This window comes from Pseudomonas sp. GW821-FHT02A08 (genome assembly GCF_059422045.1).
The window spans coordinates 90,734-109,278 of record NZ_JBWKWD010000016.1 but is presented as its reverse complement, the minus strand read 5'-3'; the positions used below and the strand labels follow the sequence as shown (position 1 = coordinate 109,278).

15 protein-coding genes are annotated in these 18,545 nt (G+C 60.8%); 9 read left to right on the top strand and 6 right to left on the bottom strand.

Translation table 11 applies throughout. From position 1 onward, the window contains the following. The first annotated feature begins 62 nt into the window (after nt 1-62). The 8 genes from nuoG to nuoN are packed head-to-tail and all read left to right on the top strand — an operon-like array spanning nt 63 to nt 10,056. The gene (nuoG, locus tag AC07W4_RS13805; RefSeq protein WP_495032810.1) at nt 63-2,777 is read left to right on the top strand and encodes an NADH-quinone oxidoreductase subunit NuoG; all 2,715 of its coding nucleotides are present in this window, start codon (nt 63-65) and stop codon (nt 2,775-2,777) included. Further along, a complete protein-coding gene (gene nuoH / locus AC07W4_RS13800) occupies nt 2,774-3,781 on the top strand; it encodes an NADH-quinone oxidoreductase subunit NuoH (RefSeq protein ID WP_008053443.1) in 1,008 nt (335 codons plus the stop codon). Before nuoG ends, nuoH begins: the two co-directional genes overlap by 4 nt. Before the next feature lie 12 nt (nt 3,782-3,793). Continuing rightward, nucleotides 3,794-4,339 (top strand): NADH-quinone oxidoreductase subunit NuoI, encoded by a 546-nt coding sequence (nuoI, locus tag AC07W4_RS13795; protein WP_007905075.1) that lies wholly within the window; start codon nt 3,794-3,796, stop codon nt 4,337-4,339. Between the two features lie 9 nt (nt 4,340-4,348). Further along, entirely contained in the window at nt 4,349-4,852 is a 504-nt protein-coding gene (nuoJ, locus tag AC07W4_RS13790) for an NADH-quinone oxidoreductase subunit J (RefSeq protein ID WP_007981266.1), read from the top strand. Between the two features lie 2 nt (nt 4,853-4,854). Next, nucleotides 4,855-5,163: an NADH-quinone oxidoreductase subunit NuoK gene (gene nuoK, locus AC07W4_RS13785; RefSeq protein ID WP_007946416.1), complete on the top strand. Its 309-nt coding sequence runs from the start codon at nt 4,855-4,857 to the stop codon at nt 5,161-5,163. Next, entirely contained in the window at nt 5,160-7,013 is a 1,854-nt protein-coding gene (gene nuoL / locus AC07W4_RS13780) for an NADH-quinone oxidoreductase subunit L (RefSeq protein WP_495032809.1), read from the top strand. Before nuoK ends, nuoL begins: the two co-directional genes overlap by 4 nt. Before the next feature lie 39 nt (nt 7,014-7,052). Beyond that, nucleotides 7,053-8,585, top strand: a complete 1,533-nt coding sequence (gene nuoM / locus AC07W4_RS13775) for an NADH-quinone oxidoreductase subunit M (RefSeq protein WP_495032808.1) — start codon at nt 7,053-7,055, stop codon at nt 8,583-8,585. Between the two features lie 7 nt (nt 8,586-8,592). Continuing rightward, nucleotides 8,593-10,056, top strand: a complete 1,464-nt coding sequence (nuoN, locus tag AC07W4_RS13770) for an NADH-quinone oxidoreductase subunit NuoN (RefSeq protein ID WP_008053440.1) — start codon at nt 8,593-8,595, stop codon at nt 10,054-10,056. A gap of 266 nt (nt 10,057-10,322) precedes the next feature. Here nuoN and AC07W4_RS13765 read toward each other — a convergent pair whose 3' ends face one another. From AC07W4_RS13765 to AC07W4_RS13740, 6 genes are read right to left on the bottom strand one after another with little or no spacing between them, the layout of a single operon-like run. Next, entirely contained in the window at nt 10,323-12,065 is a 1,743-nt protein-coding gene (locus AC07W4_RS13765; RefSeq protein ID WP_008046502.1) for an ABC transporter substrate-binding protein, read from the bottom strand. A gap of 47 nt (nt 12,066-12,112) precedes the next feature. Beyond that, complete coding sequence (locus AC07W4_RS13760; protein ID WP_032829366.1) at nt 12,113-12,385, bottom strand: DUF2160 domain-containing protein; 273 nt, start codon at nt 12,383-12,385, stop codon at nt 12,113-12,115. A 10-nt stretch (nt 12,386-12,395) separates the two neighbouring features. Further along, nucleotides 12,396-13,196, bottom strand: coding sequence for a carbohydrate ABC transporter permease (locus tag AC07W4_RS13755; RefSeq protein ID WP_008046506.1), 801 nt, complete (start codon nt 13,194-13,196; stop codon nt 12,396-12,398). Between the two features lie 7 nt (nt 13,197-13,203). Further along, the gene (locus AC07W4_RS13750; protein ID WP_008046507.1) at nt 13,204-14,070 is read right to left on the bottom strand and encodes a carbohydrate ABC transporter permease; all 867 of its coding nucleotides are present in this window, start codon (nt 14,068-14,070) and stop codon (nt 13,204-13,206) included. Then, the gene (locus AC07W4_RS13745) at nt 14,067-15,182 is read right to left on the bottom strand and encodes an ABC transporter ATP-binding protein (RefSeq protein ID WP_495032807.1); all 1,116 of its coding nucleotides are present in this window, start codon (nt 15,180-15,182) and stop codon (nt 14,067-14,069) included. Before AC07W4_RS13745 ends, AC07W4_RS13750 begins: the two co-directional genes overlap by 4 nt. Beyond that, nucleotides 15,182-16,276 (bottom strand): ABC transporter ATP-binding protein, encoded by a 1,095-nt coding sequence (locus tag AC07W4_RS13740; RefSeq protein WP_495032806.1) that lies wholly within the window; start codon nt 16,274-16,276, stop codon nt 15,182-15,184. The genes AC07W4_RS13745 and AC07W4_RS13740 overlap by 1 nt, the downstream gene beginning before the upstream one ends. 409 nt (nt 16,277-16,685) lie before the next feature. Here AC07W4_RS13740 and AC07W4_RS13735 point away from each other — a divergent pair, with 409 nt between their 5' ends. Then, entirely contained in the window at nt 16,686-18,521 is a 1,836-nt protein-coding gene (locus AC07W4_RS13735; RefSeq protein ID WP_495032805.1) for a sigma-54-dependent Fis family transcriptional regulator, read from the top strand. Nucleotides 18,522-18,545 lie beyond the last annotated feature (24 nt).

Here is an 18,545-nt window from a genome sequence, read left to right as displayed (position 1 = left end):
GCGGATAACAAGATTCCATTAGCCACGCCCGCTGACACCGGGCCAACGAAGAACTTTGAACCATGGCCACTATCCACGTAGACGGCAAAGAGCTCGAAGTCGATGGGGCAGACAACCTGTTACAGGCATGTCTGTCGCTAGGCCTCGATATCCCTTATTTCTGCTGGCACCCTGCCCTTGGCAGCGTTGGCGCTTGCCGCCAGTGCGCGGTCAAGCAGTACACCGACGAGAACGACACCCGTGGTCGCATCGTCATGTCCTGCATGACCCCTGCCACCGACAACACCTGGATCTCCATCGAAGATGAAGAGTCCAAGGCGTTCCGCGCCAGTGTTGTCGAATGGCTGATGACCAACCACCCTCACGACTGCCCGGTCTGTGAGGAAGGCGGTCACTGCCACCTGCAAGACATGACGGTAATGACCGGCCACAACGAGCGCCGTTACCGCTTCACCAAGCGTACCCACCAGAACCAGCAACTGGGCCCGTTCATTTCCCACGAAATGAACCGCTGCATCGCTTGCTACCGCTGCGTGCGCTTCTACAAGGACTACGCCGGCGGCACCGATCTCGGTGTGTTCGGCGTCCACGACAACGTGTACTTCGGTCGCGTTGAAGACGGCACCCTGGAAAGCGAGTTCTCCGGCAACCTCACCGAGGTCTGCCCGACCGGTGTGTTCACCGACAAGACTCACTCCGAGCGCTACAACCGCAAGTGGGACATGCAGTTCTCGCCGAGCATCTGCCATGGCTGCTCCAGCGGTTGCAACATCTCCCCGGGCGAACGTTACGGCGAACTGCGTCGCATCGAAAACCGTTTCAACGGTTCGGTGAACCAGTACTTCCTGTGTGACCGTGGCCGTTTCGGCTATGGCTACGTCAACCGCGAAGACCGTCCACGTCAGCCGCTGCTGGCCAATGGCACCAAGCTGAGCCTCGACGACGCGCTGGATAAAGCTGCTGATTTGCTGCGCGGTCGCAACATCGTCGGTATCGGCTCGCCTCGCGCCAGCCTCGAAAGCAACTACGCGTTGCGCGAACTGGTCGGTGCGGAGCACTTCTACTCGGGTATCGAAGCCGCCGAACTGGAGCGCATCCGCCTGGTCCTGCAAGTGCTTAAAGACAGCCCGCTGCCAGTGCCGAACATGCGCGACATCGAAGACCACGACGCCGTGTTCGTCCTCGGTGAAGACCTGACCCAGACAGCTGCGCGCATGGCCCTGTCCCTGCGTCAATCGGTCAAGGGCAAGGCCGAAGACATGGCCGACGCCATGCGCGTCCAGCCTTGGCTCGACGCCGCCGTTAAGAACATCGGCCAGCACGCGCTGAACCCGCTGTTCATCGCCAGCCTGGCTGAAACCAAGCTCGACGACATCGCCGAAGAGTGCGTTCACGCAGCTCCAGACGACCTGGCCCGCATCGGTTTCGCAGTGGCTCACGCCCTCGACGCCAGCGCACCGGCCGTTGAAGGCCTGGACGCCGAAGCCCTCGAGCTGGCCAAGCGCATTGCCGACGCCCTGCTCGCGGCCAAGCGTCCACTGATCATCGCCGGTACTTCCCTGGGCTCCAAAGCCCTGATCGAAGCCGCCGCGAACATCGCCAAAGCGTTGAAGCTGCGCGAGAAGAACGGTTCCATCAGCCTGATCGTGCCAGAGGCCAACAGCCTCGGCCTGGCCATGCTCGGTGGCGAATCGGTCGACGCCGCGCTGCAAGCCGTGATCGACGGTAAAGCCGACGCCATCGTCGTGCTGGAAAACGATCTGTACACCCGTACCGACAAGGCCCGTGTCGATGCTGCCCTGACCGCCGCCAAAGTGCTGATCGTCGCCGACCACCAGAAGACTGCCACCAGCGATCGCGCGCACCTGGTTCTGCCAGCCGCCAGCTTCGCTGAAGGCGACGGCACCCTGGTCAGCCAGGAAGGCCGCGCCCAGCGCTTCTTCCAGGTTTTCGATCCGAAGTACCTGGACGCGAGCATCCTGGTTCACGAAGGCTGGCGCTGGCTGCATGCCCTGCGCGCCACCCTGCTGAACCAGCCGATCGACTGGACCCAGCTGGACCACGCCACCGCCGCTGTCGCTTCCAGCACACCGGTCCTGAACCGCATTGTCGACGCCGCACCGTCCGCCGCGTTCCGCATCAAGGGCATGAAACTGGCCCGTGAACCGCTGCGCTATTCCGGTCGTACCGCCATGCGCGCCGACATCAGCGTGCACGAACCGCGTACCCCGCAGGACAAGGACACCGCGTTCGCCTTCTCCATGGAAGGTTACTCGGGTTCGGCCGAACCGCGTCAGCAAGTGCCATTCGCCTGGTCTCCAGGCTGGAACTCGCCGCAAGCCTGGAACAAGTTCCAGGATGAAGTCGGTGGTCACATCCGCGCTGGCGACCCGGGCACCCGCCTGATCGAAACCAGCGGTGACTCGCTGAACTGGTTCGCCACTGTTCCGCGTGCGTTCAACCCGGCCCAGGGCACCTGGCAGGTCGTGCCGTTCTTCCACCTGTTCGGCAGCGAAGAGAACTCTTCGAAAGCCGCTCCGGTTCAGGAACGCATTCCGGCTGCCTACGTCGCACTGGCCAAGTCCGAAGCCGACCGCCTGGGCGTCAACGACGGTGCCATGCTGAGCCTGAACGTGGCCGGCCAGACCCTGCGTCTGCCGCTGCGGATCAATGAAGAACTGGGCGCAGGCCTGGTGGCATTGCCTGCGGGCATCGCCGGCATTCCGCCAGCAATCTTTGGCAAATCCGTTGACGGTCTGCAGGAGGCAGCTCAATGACCTGGTTCACTCCTGAGGTGATCGACGTGATCATCGCGGTCCTCAAGGCCGTGGTGATTCTGCTCGCCGTGGTGGTTTGCGGCGCCCTGCTCAGTTGGGTCGAGCGTCGCTTGCTCGCCCTCTGGCAGGACCGTTACGGTCCGAACCGCGTCGGCCCGTTCGGCGCGTTCCAGATCGCGGCCGACATGATCAAGATGTTCTTCAAGGAAGACTGGACGCCGCCATTCGCCGACAAAGTGATCTTCACTTTGGCACCGGTCGTGGCCATGAGCGCCTTGCTGATTGCCTTCGCAATCATCCCGATCACCCCGACCTGGGGTGTCGCGGACATCAACATCGGCATCCTGTTCTTCTTCGCCATGGCCGGTCTGTCGGTCTACGCGGTGCTGTTCGCCGGTTGGTCGAGCAACAACAAGTTCGCCCTGCTGGGCAGCTTGCGGGCCTCGGCGCAAACCGTGTCGTACGAAGTGTTCATGGGCCTGTCGCTGATGGGCATCGTGATCCAGGCCGGCTCGTTCAACATGCGCGACATCGTTGAATACCAGGCGCAGAATATGTGGTTCGTCATTCCGCAGATCTTCGGTTTCCTGACCTTCTTCATCGCTGGCGTGGCCGTGACTCACCGTCACCCGTTCGACCAGCCGGAAGCGGAACAGGAACTGGCCGACGGTTACCACATTGAATACGCCGGCATGAAATGGGGCATGTTCTTCGTCGGCGAGTACATCGGCATCGTGCTGATCTCGGCGCTGCTGGTGACCTTGTTCTTCGGTGGCTGGCACGGTCCGTTCGGCATTCTGCCGCAGATCCCGTTCATCTGGTTCGCGTTGAAAACCGCGTTCTTCATCATGTTCTTCATCCTGCTGCGCGCCTCGATTCCGCGCCCACGGTATGACCAAGTGATGGATTTCAGCTGGAAGTTCTGCCTGCCGCTGACCCTCGTCAACATGCTGGTGACCGCTGCGATCGTGTTGCTCAACACGCCCGCCGTCGCGGCTCAGTGAGGATAGAGAATCATGAAGTACATTTTTGACATCGTGCATGGCTTCTTCACCCAGCTTCGCAGCCTGGTGATGATCTTCGGCCATGCCTTCCGCAAGCGCGACACGCTGCAATATCCGGAAGAGGCGGTGTACCTGCCGCCACGCTTCCGTGGCCGGATCGTGCTGACCCGCGACCCCGACGGCGAAGAGCGTTGCGTAGCCTGCAACCTTTGTGCCGTGGCGTGCCCGGTCGGTTGCATCTCGCTGCAGAAAGCTGAAACCGAAGACGGTCGCTGGTACCCGGACTTCTTCCGCATCAACTTCTCGCGCTGCATCTTTTGCGGCCTCTGCGAGGAAGCCTGCCCGACCACCGCGATCCAGCTGACGCCGGATTTCGAAATGGCCGAGTTCAAACGTCAGGACCTGGTTTACGAGAAAGAAGATCTGCTGATCTCCGGCCCCGGCAAAAACCCTGATTACAACTTCTATCGTGTTGCAGGTATGGCGATTGCCGGTAAGCCCAAAGGCTCCGCGCAGAATGAAGCCCAGCCGATCAACGTGAAGAGCTTGCTGCCTTAAGGAAGAAAGATGGAATTCGCTTTCTATTTCGCATCGGGTATCGCTGTGGTGTCCACGCTCCGCGTGATCACCAACACCAACCCTGTGCACGCCCTGCTCTACCTGATCATTTCGCTGATCGCCGTGGCGATGACATTCTTCGCCCTCGGCGCACCGTTTGCCGGTGTACTGGAAGTGATCGCCTACGCTGGCGCCATCATGGTGCTGTTCGTGTTCGTGGTGATGATGCTGAACCTTGGCCCGGCCTCGGTTCAGCAAGAGCGTGTCTGGCTCAAGCCCGGTATCTGGGGCGGCCCGGTCCTCCTCGCCGCGCTGCTGCTGGTGGAACTGCTGTATGTGCTGTTCTCCCACCATAGCGGCCAGGCCGTCGGCCACACCACCGTAGACGCCAAGGCCGTGGGCATCAGCCTGTTCGGTCCTTACCTGCTGGTGGTCGAACTCGCCTCGATGCTGCTGCTTGCCGCAGCCGTCACGGCGTTCCATCTGGGCCGTAACGAAGCCAAGGAGCAATGACGATGCCTGCTATCCCTATGGAGCATGGTCTGGCGGTCGCCGGCATCCTGTTCTGCCTCGGTCTGGTCGGCCTGATGGTCCGCCGCAACATTCTCTTCGTGCTGATGAGCCTGGAGGTCATGATGAATGCCTCCGCCCTGGCGTTCATCGTTGCCGGTAGCCGCTGGGCGCAGCCGGATGGACAGATCATGTTCATCCTGGTGATCAGCCTGGCAGCCGCCGAGGCCAGTATTGGCCTGGCGATCCTGCTGCAACTGTATCGCCGCTTCCACACGCTCGATATCGACGCTGCCAGTGAGATGCGCGGATGAACCTTCTCTATCTGACTTTCCTGTTCCCTCTGATCGGTTTTGTGCTGCTGGCGTTCTCCCGGGGACGCCTCTCGGAAAACCTCTCGGCGCTGATCGGCGTCGGCTCCATTGGCCTGTCGGCGATCGTCGCGGCTTATGTGATCTGGCAATTCAACGTGGCTCCGCCGGAAGGCGGCCACTACACCCAGGTGCTGTGGCAATGGATGGCGGTGGAAGGCTTCACGCCGACCTTCACCCTGTATCTGGACGGCCTGTCGGTGACCATGCTCGGCGTGGTCGTCGGCGTCGGCTTCCTGATCCACCTGTTCGCCTCCTGGTACATGCGCGGTGAAGACGGCTACTCGCGCTTCTTCGCCTACACCAACCTGTTTATCGCCAGCATGCTGTTCCTGGTCCTGGCCGATAACCTGCTGTTCGTGTACTTCGGCTGGGAAGGCGTGGGCCTGTGCTCGTACCTGTTGATCGGCTTCTACTACAGCAACCGCAACAACGGTAACGCCGCACTCAAGGCCTTCATCGTGACCCGTATCGGTGACGTGTTCATGGCCATCGGCCTGTTCATTCTGTTTGCCCAACTGGGCACGCTGAACATTCAGGAACTGCTGGTGCTGGCTCCGCAGAAATTCCAGGCCGGCGACTTCTGGATGGTCATGGCCACCCTGATGCTGCTGGGCGGCGCTGTCGGTAAATCCGCGCAACTGCCGCTGCAAACCTGGCTGGCGGACGCGATGGCCGGTCCTACTCCGGTTTCGGCACTGATCCACGCCGCGACCATGGTAACCGCCGGTGTCTACCTGATCGCCCGTACCCACGGCCTGTTCACCCTGGCGCCGGAAATCCTGCACCTGGTGGGCATCGTTGGCGGTGTGACCCTGGTTCTGGCTGGTTTTGCAGCCCTGGTCCAGACCGACATCAAGCGTATCCTTGCCTACTCGACCATGAGCCAGATCGGCTACATGTTCCTGGCGCTGGGCGTTGGTGCCTGGGACGGCGCGATCTTCCACCTGATGGCCCACGCCTTCTTCAAGGCCCTGCTGTTCCTTGCATCCGGTTCGGTAATCGTTGCCTGCCACCACGAGCAGAACATCTTCAAGATGGGCGGCCTGTGGAAGAAACTGCCACTGGCCTACGCCAGCTTCATCGTCGGCGGCGCGGCCCTGGCGGCCCTGCCTCTGGTGACCGCAGGTTTCTACTCCAAGGACGAAATCCTCTGGGAAGCGTTCGCCAGCGGCAACCACGGTCTGCTCTATGCAGGTCTGGTCGGCGCATTCATGACCTCGCTCTACACCTTCCGCCTGATCTTCATCGCGTTCCATGGTGAAGCGAAGACAGAAGCCCACGCCGGTCACGGCATCGCCCACTGGCTGCCACTGTCGGTCCTGATCGTATTGTCCACCGCCATCGGCGCGATGATCGTTCCACCGCTGCACGGCGTGCTGCCGCAAAGCGTCGGCCATGCCGGCGGCGAAGCCAAGCACAGCCTGGAAATCGCCTCGGGCGCCATTGCCCTGGCCGGTATCCTGCTGTCCGCGCTGCTGTTCCTCGGCAAGCGTCGCTTCGTCACCGCCATCGCCAACAGCGGCATCGGCCGTATCCTCTCGGCCTGGTGGTTCGCTGCCTGGGGCTTCGACTGGATCTACGACAAACTGTTCGTCAAGCCTTACCTGGCGATCAACCACATCCTGCGCAAAGACCCGCTGGACCAGACCATCGGTCTGATCCCGCGTATGGCCAAAGGCGGCCACACCGCCCTGAGCCGTACCGAGACCGGTCAACTGCGTTGGTACGCCGCCTCGATGGCTGCTGGTGCCGTGCTGGTCATCGGCGCCGTCGTGCTGGTAGCGGTCTGATATGAACCTTGCGAACTTGCGAAAGGAATTGAGCCCGTCATGATTCTGCCTTGGCTAATCCTGATCCCCTTCATCGGCGGCCTGCTGTGCTGGATGGGTGAGCGCTTCGGCGCCACCCTCCCCCGCTGGATTGCGCTGATCACCATGTCCCTGCTGCTCTCCCTCGGCCTCTGGCTGTGGGCCAACGGTGACTATTCATTTGCACCAAAGCCTGGCGCCGATCCAACCTGGGCGCTTGAGTTCAAGCACGTCTGGATCCAGCGCTTCGGCATCAATGTGCACCTGGCCCTCGACGGCCTGTCGCTGTTGATGATCCTGCTGACCGGCTTGCTGGGTGTGCTCTCGGTACTCTGCTCGTGGAAAGAGATCCAGCGTCATGTCGGTTTCTTCCACCTGAACCTGATGTGGATCCTGGGCGGTGTCGTCGGCGTGTTCCTCGCCCTCGACCTGTTCATGTTCTTCTTCTTCTGGGAAATGATGCTGGTGCCGATGTACTTCCTCATCGCGCTCTGGGGTCACAGTTCTTCGGACGGCAAGAAAACCCGGATCTACGCGGCGACCAAGTTCTTCATCTTCACTCAGGCTTCCGGCCTGATCATGCTGGTGGCGATCCTGGGTCTGGTACTGGTCAACTTCAACGACACCGGCGTGATTACCTTCAACTACGCCGACCTGTTGAAGACCAAGATGTCGACGACCACCGAGTACATCCTGATGCTCGGCTTCTTCATCGCCTTCGCGGTCAAGCTGCCGGTCGTGCCGTTCCACTCCTGGTTGCCTGACGCTCACGCCCAGGCACCGACAGCAGGTTCCGTCGACCTCGCCGGTATCTTGCTGAAAACCGCGGCCTACGGCCTGCTGCGTTTCGCCCTGCCGCTGTTTCCGAACGCTTCGGCCGAGTTCGCGCCGTTTGCGATGGCCCTGGGTCTGATCGGGATCTTCTACGGTGCGTTCCTGGCGTTCGCGCAAACCGACATCAAGCGTCTGATTGCCTTCTCGTCCGTTTCCCACATGGGCTTCGTACTGATCGGCATCTACTCCGGCAGCCAACTGGCGCTGCAGGGCGCGGTAATGCAGATGCTGGCCCACGGCCTGTCGGCGGCGGCACTCTTTATCCTGAGTGGCCAGCTGTACGAGCGCACCCACACCCGCGACATGCGTGAAATGGGTGGCCTGTGGTCGAAGATCGCTTACCTGCCGGCCCTCAGCCTGTTCTTCGCAGCCGCGTCCCTGGGCTTGCCGGCTACCGGTAACTTCGTCGGTGAGTTCCTGATCCTGATCGGCACCTTCCCGGTCGCCCCATGGGTCACCATCATCGCGACGTCCGGCCTGGTGTTCGGTTCGGTCTACTCGCTGATCATGATCCACCGTGCCTTCTTCGGCCCGTCGAAATCGGACGCGGTGCTGCACGGCATGGACGGTCGCGAAATGATCATGGTGGTCGGTCTGGCAGCGCTGCTGATTTACATCGGCGTCTACCCGCAACCGTTCCTCGATACCTCTGCCGCTACGATGCATGGCGTGCAGCAATGGCTCGGCACCGCCTTCACTCAACTCGCTTCGGCCCGGTAAGAGCGCTATGGAATTCACGACTCAACACTTTATCGCGCTTGCGCCGTTGTTGATCACCAGCGCCACGATCATCGTGGTGATGCTGGCGATCGCCTGGCGCCGCAACCACTCCCAGACCTTCCTGCTGTCGGTGGCGGGTCTGAACCTGGCTTTGCTGTCGATCCTGCCAGCCTTGAAGGTCGCGCCATTGGCTGTGACCCCACTGCTGCAAATCGATAGCTTCGCTTGCCTGTACATGGCGCTGATCCTGGTCGCCACCCTCGCTTGTGTCACCCTCGCCCACGCCTACCTCGGCGATGGCGGCACGGGTTACCCGGGCAACCGTGAAGAACTGTACCTGCTGATCCTGATGGCCGCCGCCGGTGGCCTGGTGCTGGTCAGCGCGCAGCACCTGGCCGGGTTGTTCATCGGTCTCGAACTGCTCTCGGTACCGGTCTACGGTCTGGTGGCTTACGCCTTCTTCAACAAGCGTTCGCTGGAAGCCGGCATCAAGTACATGGTGCTGTCGGCCGCCGGTTCCGCGTTCCTGTTGTTCGGTATGGCCCTGCTCTACGCTGACGCCGGTTCCCTGAGCTTCAACGGCATCGGCCAGGCCCTGGCGGCCACCGGCCTGCCAAGCTCGCTGGCGCAACTGGGCCTGGGCATGATGCTGATCGGCCTGGCGTTCAAACTGTCGCTGGTACCGTTCCACCTCTGGACTCCAGACGTGTACGAAGGTGCTCCGGCACCGGTGGCAGCGTTCCTCGCTACCGCTTCCAAGGTTGCCGTGTTCGCGGTGATGGTGCGCCTGTTCCAGATCTCGCCAGCGGCGAGCAGCGGCGTGCTGAGCAACGTACTGACCATCATCGCCATCGCGTCGATCCTGTTCGGTAACCTGCTGGCACTGACCCAGAGCAACCTCAAGCGTCTGCTGGGTTACTCGTCCATCGCCCACTTCGGCTACCTGCTGATCGCCCTGGTGGCGAGCAAGGGTCTGGCCGTGGAAGCCATCGGCGTGTACCTGGTCACCTACGTGATCACCAGCCTCGGCGCCTTCGGCGTGATCACCCTGATGTCCTCGCCGTACAAAGGCCGTGACGCAGACGCCCTGTACGAATACCGCGGCCTGTTCTGGCGCCGTCCGTACCTCACCGCCGTGCTGACCGTGATGATGCTGTCCCTGGCCGGTATCCCGCTGACCGCAGGCTTCATCGGCAAGTTCTACATCATCGCCACCGGTGTCGAGTCCCATCAGTGGTGGCTGGTCGGCTCACTGGTTCTGGGCAGCGCCATCGGCGTGTTCTACTACCTGCGCGTCATGGTCACCCTGTACCTGATCGAACCGAACCTGCGCCGCGTCGACGCCCAGCTGCACTGGGAACAACGTGCAGGCGGCGTGATGCTGCTGGCCATCGCGGTACTGGCTTTCTTCCTCGGCCTGTACCCACAACCGCTGCTGAACCTGGTTCAGCAGTCGGGTCTGGCGGGTTGATCGCTTGAGCGACACTCGGCAGTAAACGGAAACGGCACCTTCGGGTGCCGTTTTTGCGTTTGGGCATTTGTGTGCTGCCACAAGTCATCGGCTGTCAGGAATGGCCTCTTCGCGGGCAAGCCCGCTCCCACAGGTTATGCATCGTGCACAAAATTTGTGGCCACACTCGGTTACTGTGGGAGCGGGCTTGCCCGCGAAGGCGTCGGGACAGACTCCAACAAAAACGGCACCTTCCGGTGCCGTTCGCCTTTCACACTCCCGCCACGTTACTTACGCGCCGCCTCCCAGGATTTCAGCAGCTCGCTGTAGCTCACGGTCTCGCCTTTAGGCTTCTCGTTTTCCAGTTTCGGTTTCGGTGCGCCCGGCTGGTCGAACCAGTATTGCGCGTCGCGCTCGGGGTTCATTTTCGGGGCGCAGGTGGCTTGTGCCTTGGAGCGTTCCAGACGGGTCATGATTGCGTCCTGATCCTTGGCCAGGCCGTCGAGTGCCTGTTGCGGGGTCTTCTCGCCGCTGGCGGCTTCGGCGATGTGGCTCCACCACAGTTGCGCCAGACGCGGATAGTCCGGCACGTTGGTTCCGGTCGGGGTCCATTGCACTCGGGCCGGGCTGCGATAGAACTCCACCAGGCCACCGAGCTTTGGCGCCAGGTCGGTCATGGCTTGCGAGTTGATATCCGATTCGCGGATCGGTGTCAGGCCAACGATGGTTTTCTTCAGCGACACGGTTTTCGAGGTCACGAACTGCGCGTAGAGCCAGGCCGCGAGTTTCTGTTTCTCTGGCGTGGATTTCATGAAGGTCCAGGAACCGGCGTCCTGATAACCGAGTTTCATGCCCTCCTCCCAATACGGACCTTTCGGCGAAGGCGCCATGCGCCATTTCGGCGTGCCGTCGGCATTCATCACCGGCAGGCCCGGTTTGGTCATGTCGGCGGTGAACGCGGTGTACCAGAAGATCTGCTGGGCAATGTTGCCCTGGGATGGCACGGGACCTGATTCGGAGAAAGTCATGCCCGCCGCTTCAGGTGGCGCGTACTTTTTCATCCAGTCAACGTACTTGGTGGTTGCATACACGGCTGCCGGGCCGTTGGTGTCGCCACCGCGAGTCACGCTGGAGCCGACCGGATGACAATCCTCGACGCGGATCCCCCACTCGTCCACCGGCAAGCCATTGGGTATGCCTTTATCGCCAGCGCCGGCCATGGAGAACCAGGCATCGGTGAAACGCCAACCCAGGGACGGGTCTTTCTTGCCGTAGTCCATGTGCCCGTAAACGCGCTTGCCGTCGATTTCCTTGACGTCTTCGCTGAAGAATCTGGCGATATCTTCATAGGCCGACCAGTTCACCGGTACGCCCAACTCGTAACCGTACTTTTCCTTGAATTTTGCTTTCAGGTCCGCACGTTCGAACCAGTCGGCGCGGAACCAGTACAGGTTGGCGAACTGCTGGTCAGGCAATTGATAGATCTTGCCGTCCGGCGCGGTGGTGAAGGAGATGCCGATGAAGTCCTTGATGTCGAGGGTCGGCGAGGTGAAGTTCTTGCCCTCGTTGGCCATCAGGTCGGTGATCGATTCGGTCTTGCCGTAGCGAAAGTGCGTACCGATCAGGTCCGAGTCATTGACCCAGCCGTCATAGATGTTCTTGTCCGACTGCATTTGGGTCTGCAGCTTTTCCACCACGTCGCCTTCCTGCAGCAGGTCGTGGGTCAGCTTGATCCCGGTGATCTCGGTGAAGGCCTTGGCCAGTACCTTGGACTCATACTCGTGGGTGGCGATGGTTTCCGACACCACTTTGATGCTCATCCCGCGAAACGGCTCCGCCGCCTTGATGAACCACTTCAGCTCTTCGAGTTGTTGATCGGCCGTGAGTGTGGATGGCTTGAATTCACTGCCGATCCATTTCTTCGCGGCGTCTTCATAGGCATCGGCCCACGCAGACGCGCTCAAACCGCTGAGTGCCAGCATGGCTGCCAATGAAATGCTATGTCGCAGCTTATTGTTTTTGTCGAACATAGAGACCTCCTGTTTAAGTTTCGGAGCAACATTGCCGAGCGATTCGACTAGCCCCAACGCATCACAGCCAACAGCCACACCAGGGACATCGCGAAGGCGACCCAGATGCTCCAGTCGGTGACGCCGATTACCAGCAAATGCAGGTAGGCGCTGCCGAGAAGACCGATGAACAACCGATCGCCACGGGTGGTGGCAATCGGTAGAAAACCTCGCCGAAGCACGCTCGGCGAACGCAACTCCCAGGTGGTCATGCCCACCAGGATCAAGCCGATAACACCAAAAAATGCCGCCGTGGGGACGGTCCAGCTCATCCATTCCATCATCAGTTCCTCATACCCGGCCCAGGGCAAAGCCCTTGGCCACGTGGTTGCGAACAAACCAGATCACCAGCATGCCCGGCAGGATGGTCAACACCCCCGCCGCCGCCAACACTCCCCAGTCAATGCCGGACGCCGAGACGGTGCGGGTCATCACCGCTGCTATCGGCTTGGCGTTGACCGAGGTGAGGGTTCGCGCCAGCAGCAGTTCGACCCAGGAAAACATGAAGCAGAAGAACGCCGTCACGCCGATGCCGGAGCCGATCAGCGGGATGAAAATCTTCACGAAAAACTTGGGAAAGCTGTAGCCATCGATGTAGGCGGTTTCGTCGATTTCCTTGGGCACGCCGGACATGAAACCTTCGAGAATCCACACCGCCAGCGGCACGTTGAACAGGCAATGGGCCAGGGCCACGGCTATATGGGTGTCGAACAAGCCGATCGAGGAATACAGCTGGAAGAACGGCAACAGGAACACCGCCGGGGGCGCCATGCGGTTGGTCAGCAGCCAGAAGAACAGGTGCTTGTCGCCCAGGAAGCGGTAGCGCGAGAACGCATAGGCCGCCGGCAAGGCCACGGTCAGGGAAATGATCGTGTTCAGGCTCACGTAGTAAGCCGAGTTGATGTAGCCGGTGTACCAGCTCGGATCGGTGAAGATCACCTTGTAGTTCGCCAGCGTGAAGTCCTGTGGGAAAAGCGTCAGTCCACCGAGGATTTCGCTGTTGCTCTTGAAGGACATGTTCAACAGCCAATAGATCGGCACCAGCAGGAACAGGATGTAGATCAGCAACGGAATCAGCTTTCTCTTGCTCATGATGGCCTCAGCGGTTGGCGTCGGAGTGAGTCATGGCGGTGTAGAACAGCCAGGACACCAACAGGATGATCAGGAAGTACACCAGCGAGAATGCGGCAGCCGGCCCCAGGTCGAACTGCCCGATCGCCATCTGCGTCAGGGTCTGGCTCAGGAAGGTCGTGGAGTTACCCGGACCTCCACCCGTGAGCACGAAGGGCTCGGTGTAGATCATGAAACTGTCCATGAAGCGCAGCATCACGGCGATCAGCAGCACGCTCTTGAGCTTGGGCAGCTGGATATGCCGGAACACCGCCCAGGCCGAGGCCCGGTCGATCCGCGCCGCCTGGTAATACACATCCGGAATCGCCCGCAGGCCGGAGAAGCACAGCAGCGCCACCAGTGAGGTCCAGTGCCAGACGTCCATCACCAGCACGGTGACCCAGGCGTCCATGGTGTTCGCCGCATAGTTGTAGCTGATGCCCATGGCCTTGAGGCTCGCCCCAAGCAGACCGATGTCGGCCCGGCCGAAGATCTGCCAGATGGTGCCGACCACGTTCCAGGGAATCAGCAACGGAATCGCCAGGATGATCAGCACCACTGACGACCAGCGCCCCTTGGTCGGCATGGTCAGGGCAATCGCAATCCCCAGGGGGATTTCGATCAGCAGCACGCAGGCCGAGTAGATGAACTGGCGCAGCAACGAGTCGTGCAGGCGCGGGTCGAGCAGTACCTGTTTGTACCAGTCGGCGCCGACGAAGTAACGGCTGGACTGGTCGAAGATGTCCTGCACCGAATAGTTGACCACAGTCATCATCGGGATCACCGCACTGAACGCCACCAGCAGGAACACCGGAAGCACCAGCCACCAGGCCTTGTTGTTCTGCACCTTGTTCATGGCTGCACCTCTTGGTTGGCATTGGCTTCGAGCAGGAATTCATCGGCGTAGACCATCAGCCACTGCGCCGGAAAACTGATGTAGGCCGTGCCTTGCGGCACCGGTTTGTCTTCGGCCAGACGCACTTTCAGGGGCACGCCATCGAGGTCGAGGCTCATGATCTTGTAGGTGCCCAGGTCTTCGACGTGTACGACCTTTGCCCGCTGCGCGTCATCAAAGGCTTCGTCCCACACATGGACGAACTCCGGACGAATGCCGACCTTCAGGGTTTTCCACTCCGATTCAGCAATACGTTGCTGCATGGCCTCCGACAGCGGCAGGTGGGTCGAGGCGAAACCGACACCGCCCGGTTGTGGCTGTACCTCGATCAGATTCATCCCGGGGCTGCCAATGAAGTAGCCGACAAAGGTGTGGCTCGGGCGCTCGAACAATTCCCTTGGCGTACCGAACTGCACAATCTGCCCGCCGTACATCACCGCAATCTTGTCGGCGAAGGTCGAGGCCTCCAACTGATCGTGGGTGACGTAGACCATGGTGATGTTGAACTGCTCGTGGATCTGCTTGAGCTTGCGCCGCAGTTTCCACTTCAGGTGCGGGTCGATCACCGTCAGCGGCTCGTCGAACAGGATCGCCGACACGTCGTCGCGCACCAACCCACGGCCCATGGAGACTTTCTGTTTTTCGTCGGCGGTGAGGTTGCGCGCCTTTTTGCCGAGCAGGTTCTGCAGGTCGAGGACTTCGGCGATTTCCTGCACCTTGCTATGGACCTTCGCCTCGGCCATGCCCTGATTGCGCAGAGGGAAGGCCAGGTTGTCGAACACGGTCATGGTGTCGTAGACCACCGGGAACTGGAAAACCTGAGCGATGTTGCGTTTTTCGGGAGTCAGGTTGTTGACCGCTTTGCCGTCGAACAGCACATGGCCCTGGGACGGGCTGAGCAGCCCGGAGATGATGTTGAGCAAGGTTGATTTGCCGCAGCCCGATGGACCGAGCAAGGCATAGGCGCCGCCCTGCTCCCAGATGTGGTCCATCTCGCGGATCGCATAGTCCTCCGGTCCGGCCGGGGTCCTGGTGTAGCTGTGGGCGAGGTTCTGCAAACGGATTTCGGCCATCAGGCAACCCTCGTGACACGCCGGCCCGGCGCCTGGACCAGCCGCCCCTGCGTATCGAACACAAACAGTTTATGGGTCGGGATGTAGATGCGGATCGGCGCATCGACGTCGTATTCGTGGACACCCGGCAAGTGCAGTACCAGCAGGAAATGCTCGTTGCGCACGTGAAGAAAGGTTTCCGAGCCGCTGATTTCCGCGACTTCGACGGTCACCGCCAACTCGAGGTCATCGTCGTTGCTCGGCACCAGCGAGATATGGCTGGGTCGCACGCCGAAACGGAACTCGCCCTCACCCACCGGGCGCAGATCGACGTTCAGCGGGAAATGCACGAAGTTGGCGAAACTCACTTCGTTGCCGGCAATGCGCCCCGGCATCAGGTTGATCGGCGGCTCGGAGAACAGCTCCGCCGCCAGCACCGTCTGCGGCTGGTGATAGACCGAGGCGGACTGGCCGCTCTGGATCACCCGGCCTTCGTGAACAATGGTGGTGGTGCCGCCCAGGGCCAGGGCCTCGTTGGGTTCGGTGGTGGCATAGATCGCGATGGTGTGGCGCGCCTTGAACAGCTCGCGCATTTCCTGGCGCAGTTCTTCGCGCAACTTGTAGTCGAGGTTCACCAAGGGCTCGTCGAACAGGATCAGTTCGGCATCCTTGACCAGCGCCCGGGCCATGGCCGTGCGTTGTTGCTGACCGCCGGAAAGCTCCAGCGGATAGCGCTTGAGAAACTTCTCGATGCGCAGCATTTTCGCGGTTTCCAGCACCTTGCTCTGGATAACTTCGCTGGATACACCGGCCTGACGCAGGGGCGAGGCGATGTTGTCGAACACCGTCATGGTCGGGTAGTTGATGAACTGCTGATAGACCATCGACACATTGCGCAAGCGCACGGGGCGTTGGGTGACGTCGACGCCATTCATCAGGATGCGGCCGCTGTCGGGCTTGTCCAGACCGGCCATCAGGCGCATCAGGCTGGTCTTGCCGGACAAGGTGCGCCCCAGCAAAACGTTGAAGGAACCGGGTTCAAAACTCAGGTTGGCATCGTCGATCCAGGTCTGGCCCTCGACGGTGCGGCTGACGTGCTCCAGGGTTAATGACATGGCTCGGCCTTTTTTATTTTTGGAATCAAGCGACCGGAGCTGTAAAGCGACATTTGTGCCAGAAATTGCAAACGATTGATTCAGTTTGAAATTCCTGAGAATGACTACGGAGTCACGTTCGTTGCTGAACACAAATGAACAACCGGAAATGAACAACTGAACAGTTCACCCATTGACAGTGAACAATAGTGAACAACACTCTACGGACAGTTAATGGTCCCTGTAGCAGCTGGCGCAGCCTGCGTTCGGCGGCGCAGCCGTCGTAGAACCTGTATTCGCGGTCATCCTGACCACCGCGCTGCCTGATTTCACGACGGCTGCGCCGCCGAACGCAGGCTGCGCCAGCTGCTACAGGGATCGTGTGTACCCATAACAAAAACAATAAAAGCCTGTTCAGAGATCGACTGCCATGGCCGCACCCGCATCGCCGTTGTCCCACGACGCCATCATCCAGGACTCCTGGTCCCGCTGCCGCGCGTTCGGCCTCAGTCATCAGAGCACGCCGGCATTCGACCAATTGCCGGCCGCGGGCATCGCGCAACTGCTGGAGAGCCAGCATTCACTGGTGCAAACCACCCATCAGGAAGTGCTGCCCTACTACGAGAACATCCTGAGCAATTCCAATTGCCTGATCATGCTCGCCGACCATCACGGCCAGGTGCTCACGTCCTGGGGCACCCAGCGCTTTATCGAACCTAAACTGGCCCGGGGTTTCAGCGCCGGCGCCAGCTGGATGGAACGCTGCACCGGCACCAACGCCATCGGCACCGCCCTGGCCTGCGAACAAGCGGTGCACATCGAGCACGACGAACATTTCCTCAAGGCCAACCGCTTCATGACCGGTTCCGCCGCGCCGATTTTCGATGCCGAACGCAAGGTGATCGCGGTGCTGGACGTTTCCAGTGACAGCTACCTGCCGCCCTCCCACACCCTGGGCATGGTCAAGATGATGAGCCAGACCGTGGAAAACCGGCTGATCCTCAACCTGTTCCATGGCCAGCATTTCCAGCTGACGTTCAATACCGGGCTGAACAACCTGGACAGCCAATGGGCCGGCTTGCTGATATTCGACGAGACCGGCCAGGTGCTGTCGGCCAATCGCCGGGCCGACAATCTGCTGGGCATCAACCTGTCGCGGGTCAGTGTCGAAAGCCTGTTCAAGGTCTCGCTGCTGGAGCTGCTGAACCAGCCCGAAGGCCTGCCCTTCGCCTTGCAAACCTCGGGACGCAATCGCTTCCAGTGCCTGTTGAAGCGGCCGAAACAGGCATCAATTCAACCCCGAGTATTCGCCGAGCCGGTTGTAGCCGCACCCGCGGCCATCAGCCTCAACACCCTGCATTTCGGCGACAGTCGCGTGGAAAAAGCCGTGCGTCAGGCCGAGCGCTTGCTGGAAAAAGACATTCCATTGCTGATCCATGGGGAAACCGGGGTCGGCAAGGAAGTGTTCGTCAAAGCCCTGCATCAGGCCAGCTCGCGTAGCAAACAAGCGCTCATCGCCGTCAACTGTGCGGCGATTCCCGCCGAACTGGTGGAGTCCGAACTGTTCGGTTATGAGAAAGGCGCGTTCACTGGCGCCAACCAGAAAGGCAGCATCGGGCTGATCCGCAAGGCTGACAAAGGCACGCTGTTCCTCGATGAAATCGGCGACATGCCACTGCCAACACAGGCTCGCCTGCTGCGGGTGCTGCAGGAACGTTGCGTTCAGCCGGTGGGCAGCAGCGAGTTGTTCCCTGTTGACCTGCGCATCATTTCAGCGACCAACCGCTCGCTACGGGAACAAGTACAACTGGGGCGGTTTCGTGAAGACCTGTATTACCGCATCGGCGGCCTGACCCTGGAGTTGCCGCCCCTGCGCGAACGCAGCGATAAGGATGCACTGTTCAAACGCCTGTGGGAGCAGCACCGCGAACCGGCGCAATGGGCCGGTTTAAGCCAGGAAGTGATGGCGTTATTCGGCCGCCACCCGTGGCCGGGCAACCTGCGCCAGGTCAGCAGCGTGATTCAGGTGGCCCTGGCCATGGCCGAGGAACAGCCGGTGCGACCTGAGCATTTGCCGGATGATTTTTTTGTCGATCTGGAGATGGAGCCGGTGGAGACGCCGGAACCATTGGCCGTTGACCTCAATGATGTCGAGGACTTGAACCGGCAGTTGCAGGCAGTCGGGGGGAATATTTCGTATCTGGCCCGGCGGTTGGGGGTTAGTCGCAATACCCTGTACAAGCGGTTGCGTCAACCGAGCGATTAACTTCATCCCTGTAGCAGCTGCCGA

Coding starts and splice junctions, on each gene's coding strand:
- nuoG (WP_495032810.1), top strand. CDS start 63: ATGGCCACTATCCACGTAGACGGCAAAGAGCTCGAAGTCGATGGGGCA.
- nuoJ (WP_007981266.1), top strand. CDS start 4,349: ATGGAATTCGCTTTCTATTTCGCATCGGGTATCGCTGTGGTGTCCACG.
- nuoN (WP_008053440.1), top strand. CDS start 8,593: ATGGAATTCACGACTCAACACTTTATCGCGCTTGCGCCGTTGTTGATC.
- AC07W4_RS13760 (WP_032829366.1), bottom strand. CDS start 12,385: ATGGAATGGATGAGCTGGACCGTCCCCACGGCGGCATTTTTTGGTGTT.
- AC07W4_RS13735 (WP_495032805.1), top strand. CDS start 16,686: ATGGCCGCACCCGCATCGCCGTTGTCCCACGACGCCATCATCCAGGAC.
- nuoK (WP_007946416.1), top strand. CDS start 4,855: ATGCCTGCTATCCCTATGGAGCATGGTCTGGCGGTCGCCGGCATCCTG.
- AC07W4_RS13740 (WP_495032806.1), bottom strand. CDS start 16,276: ATGTCATTAACCCTGGAGCACGTCAGCCGCACCGTCGAGGGCCAGACC.
- nuoH (WP_008053443.1), top strand. CDS start 2,774: ATGACCTGGTTCACTCCTGAGGTGATCGACGTGATCATCGCGGTCCTC.
- nuoL (WP_495032809.1), top strand. CDS start 5,160: ATGAACCTTCTCTATCTGACTTTCCTGTTCCCTCTGATCGGTTTTGTG.
- nuoM (WP_495032808.1), top strand. CDS start 7,053: ATGATTCTGCCTTGGCTAATCCTGATCCCCTTCATCGGCGGCCTGCTG.
- AC07W4_RS13745 (WP_495032807.1), bottom strand. CDS start 15,182: ATGGCCGAAATCCGTTTGCAGAACCTCGCCCACAGCTACACCAGGACC.
- AC07W4_RS13765 (WP_008046502.1), bottom strand. CDS start 12,065: ATGTTCGACAAAAACAATAAGCTGCGACATAGCATTTCATTGGCAGCC.
- nuoI (WP_007905075.1), top strand. CDS start 3,794: ATGAAGTACATTTTTGACATCGTGCATGGCTTCTTCACCCAGCTTCGC.
- AC07W4_RS13750 (WP_008046507.1), bottom strand. CDS start 14,070: ATGAACAAGGTGCAGAACAACAAGGCCTGGTGGCTGGTGCTTCCGGTG.
- AC07W4_RS13755 (WP_008046506.1), bottom strand. CDS start 13,196: ATGAGCAAGAGAAAGCTGATTCCGTTGCTGATCTACATCCTGTTCCTG.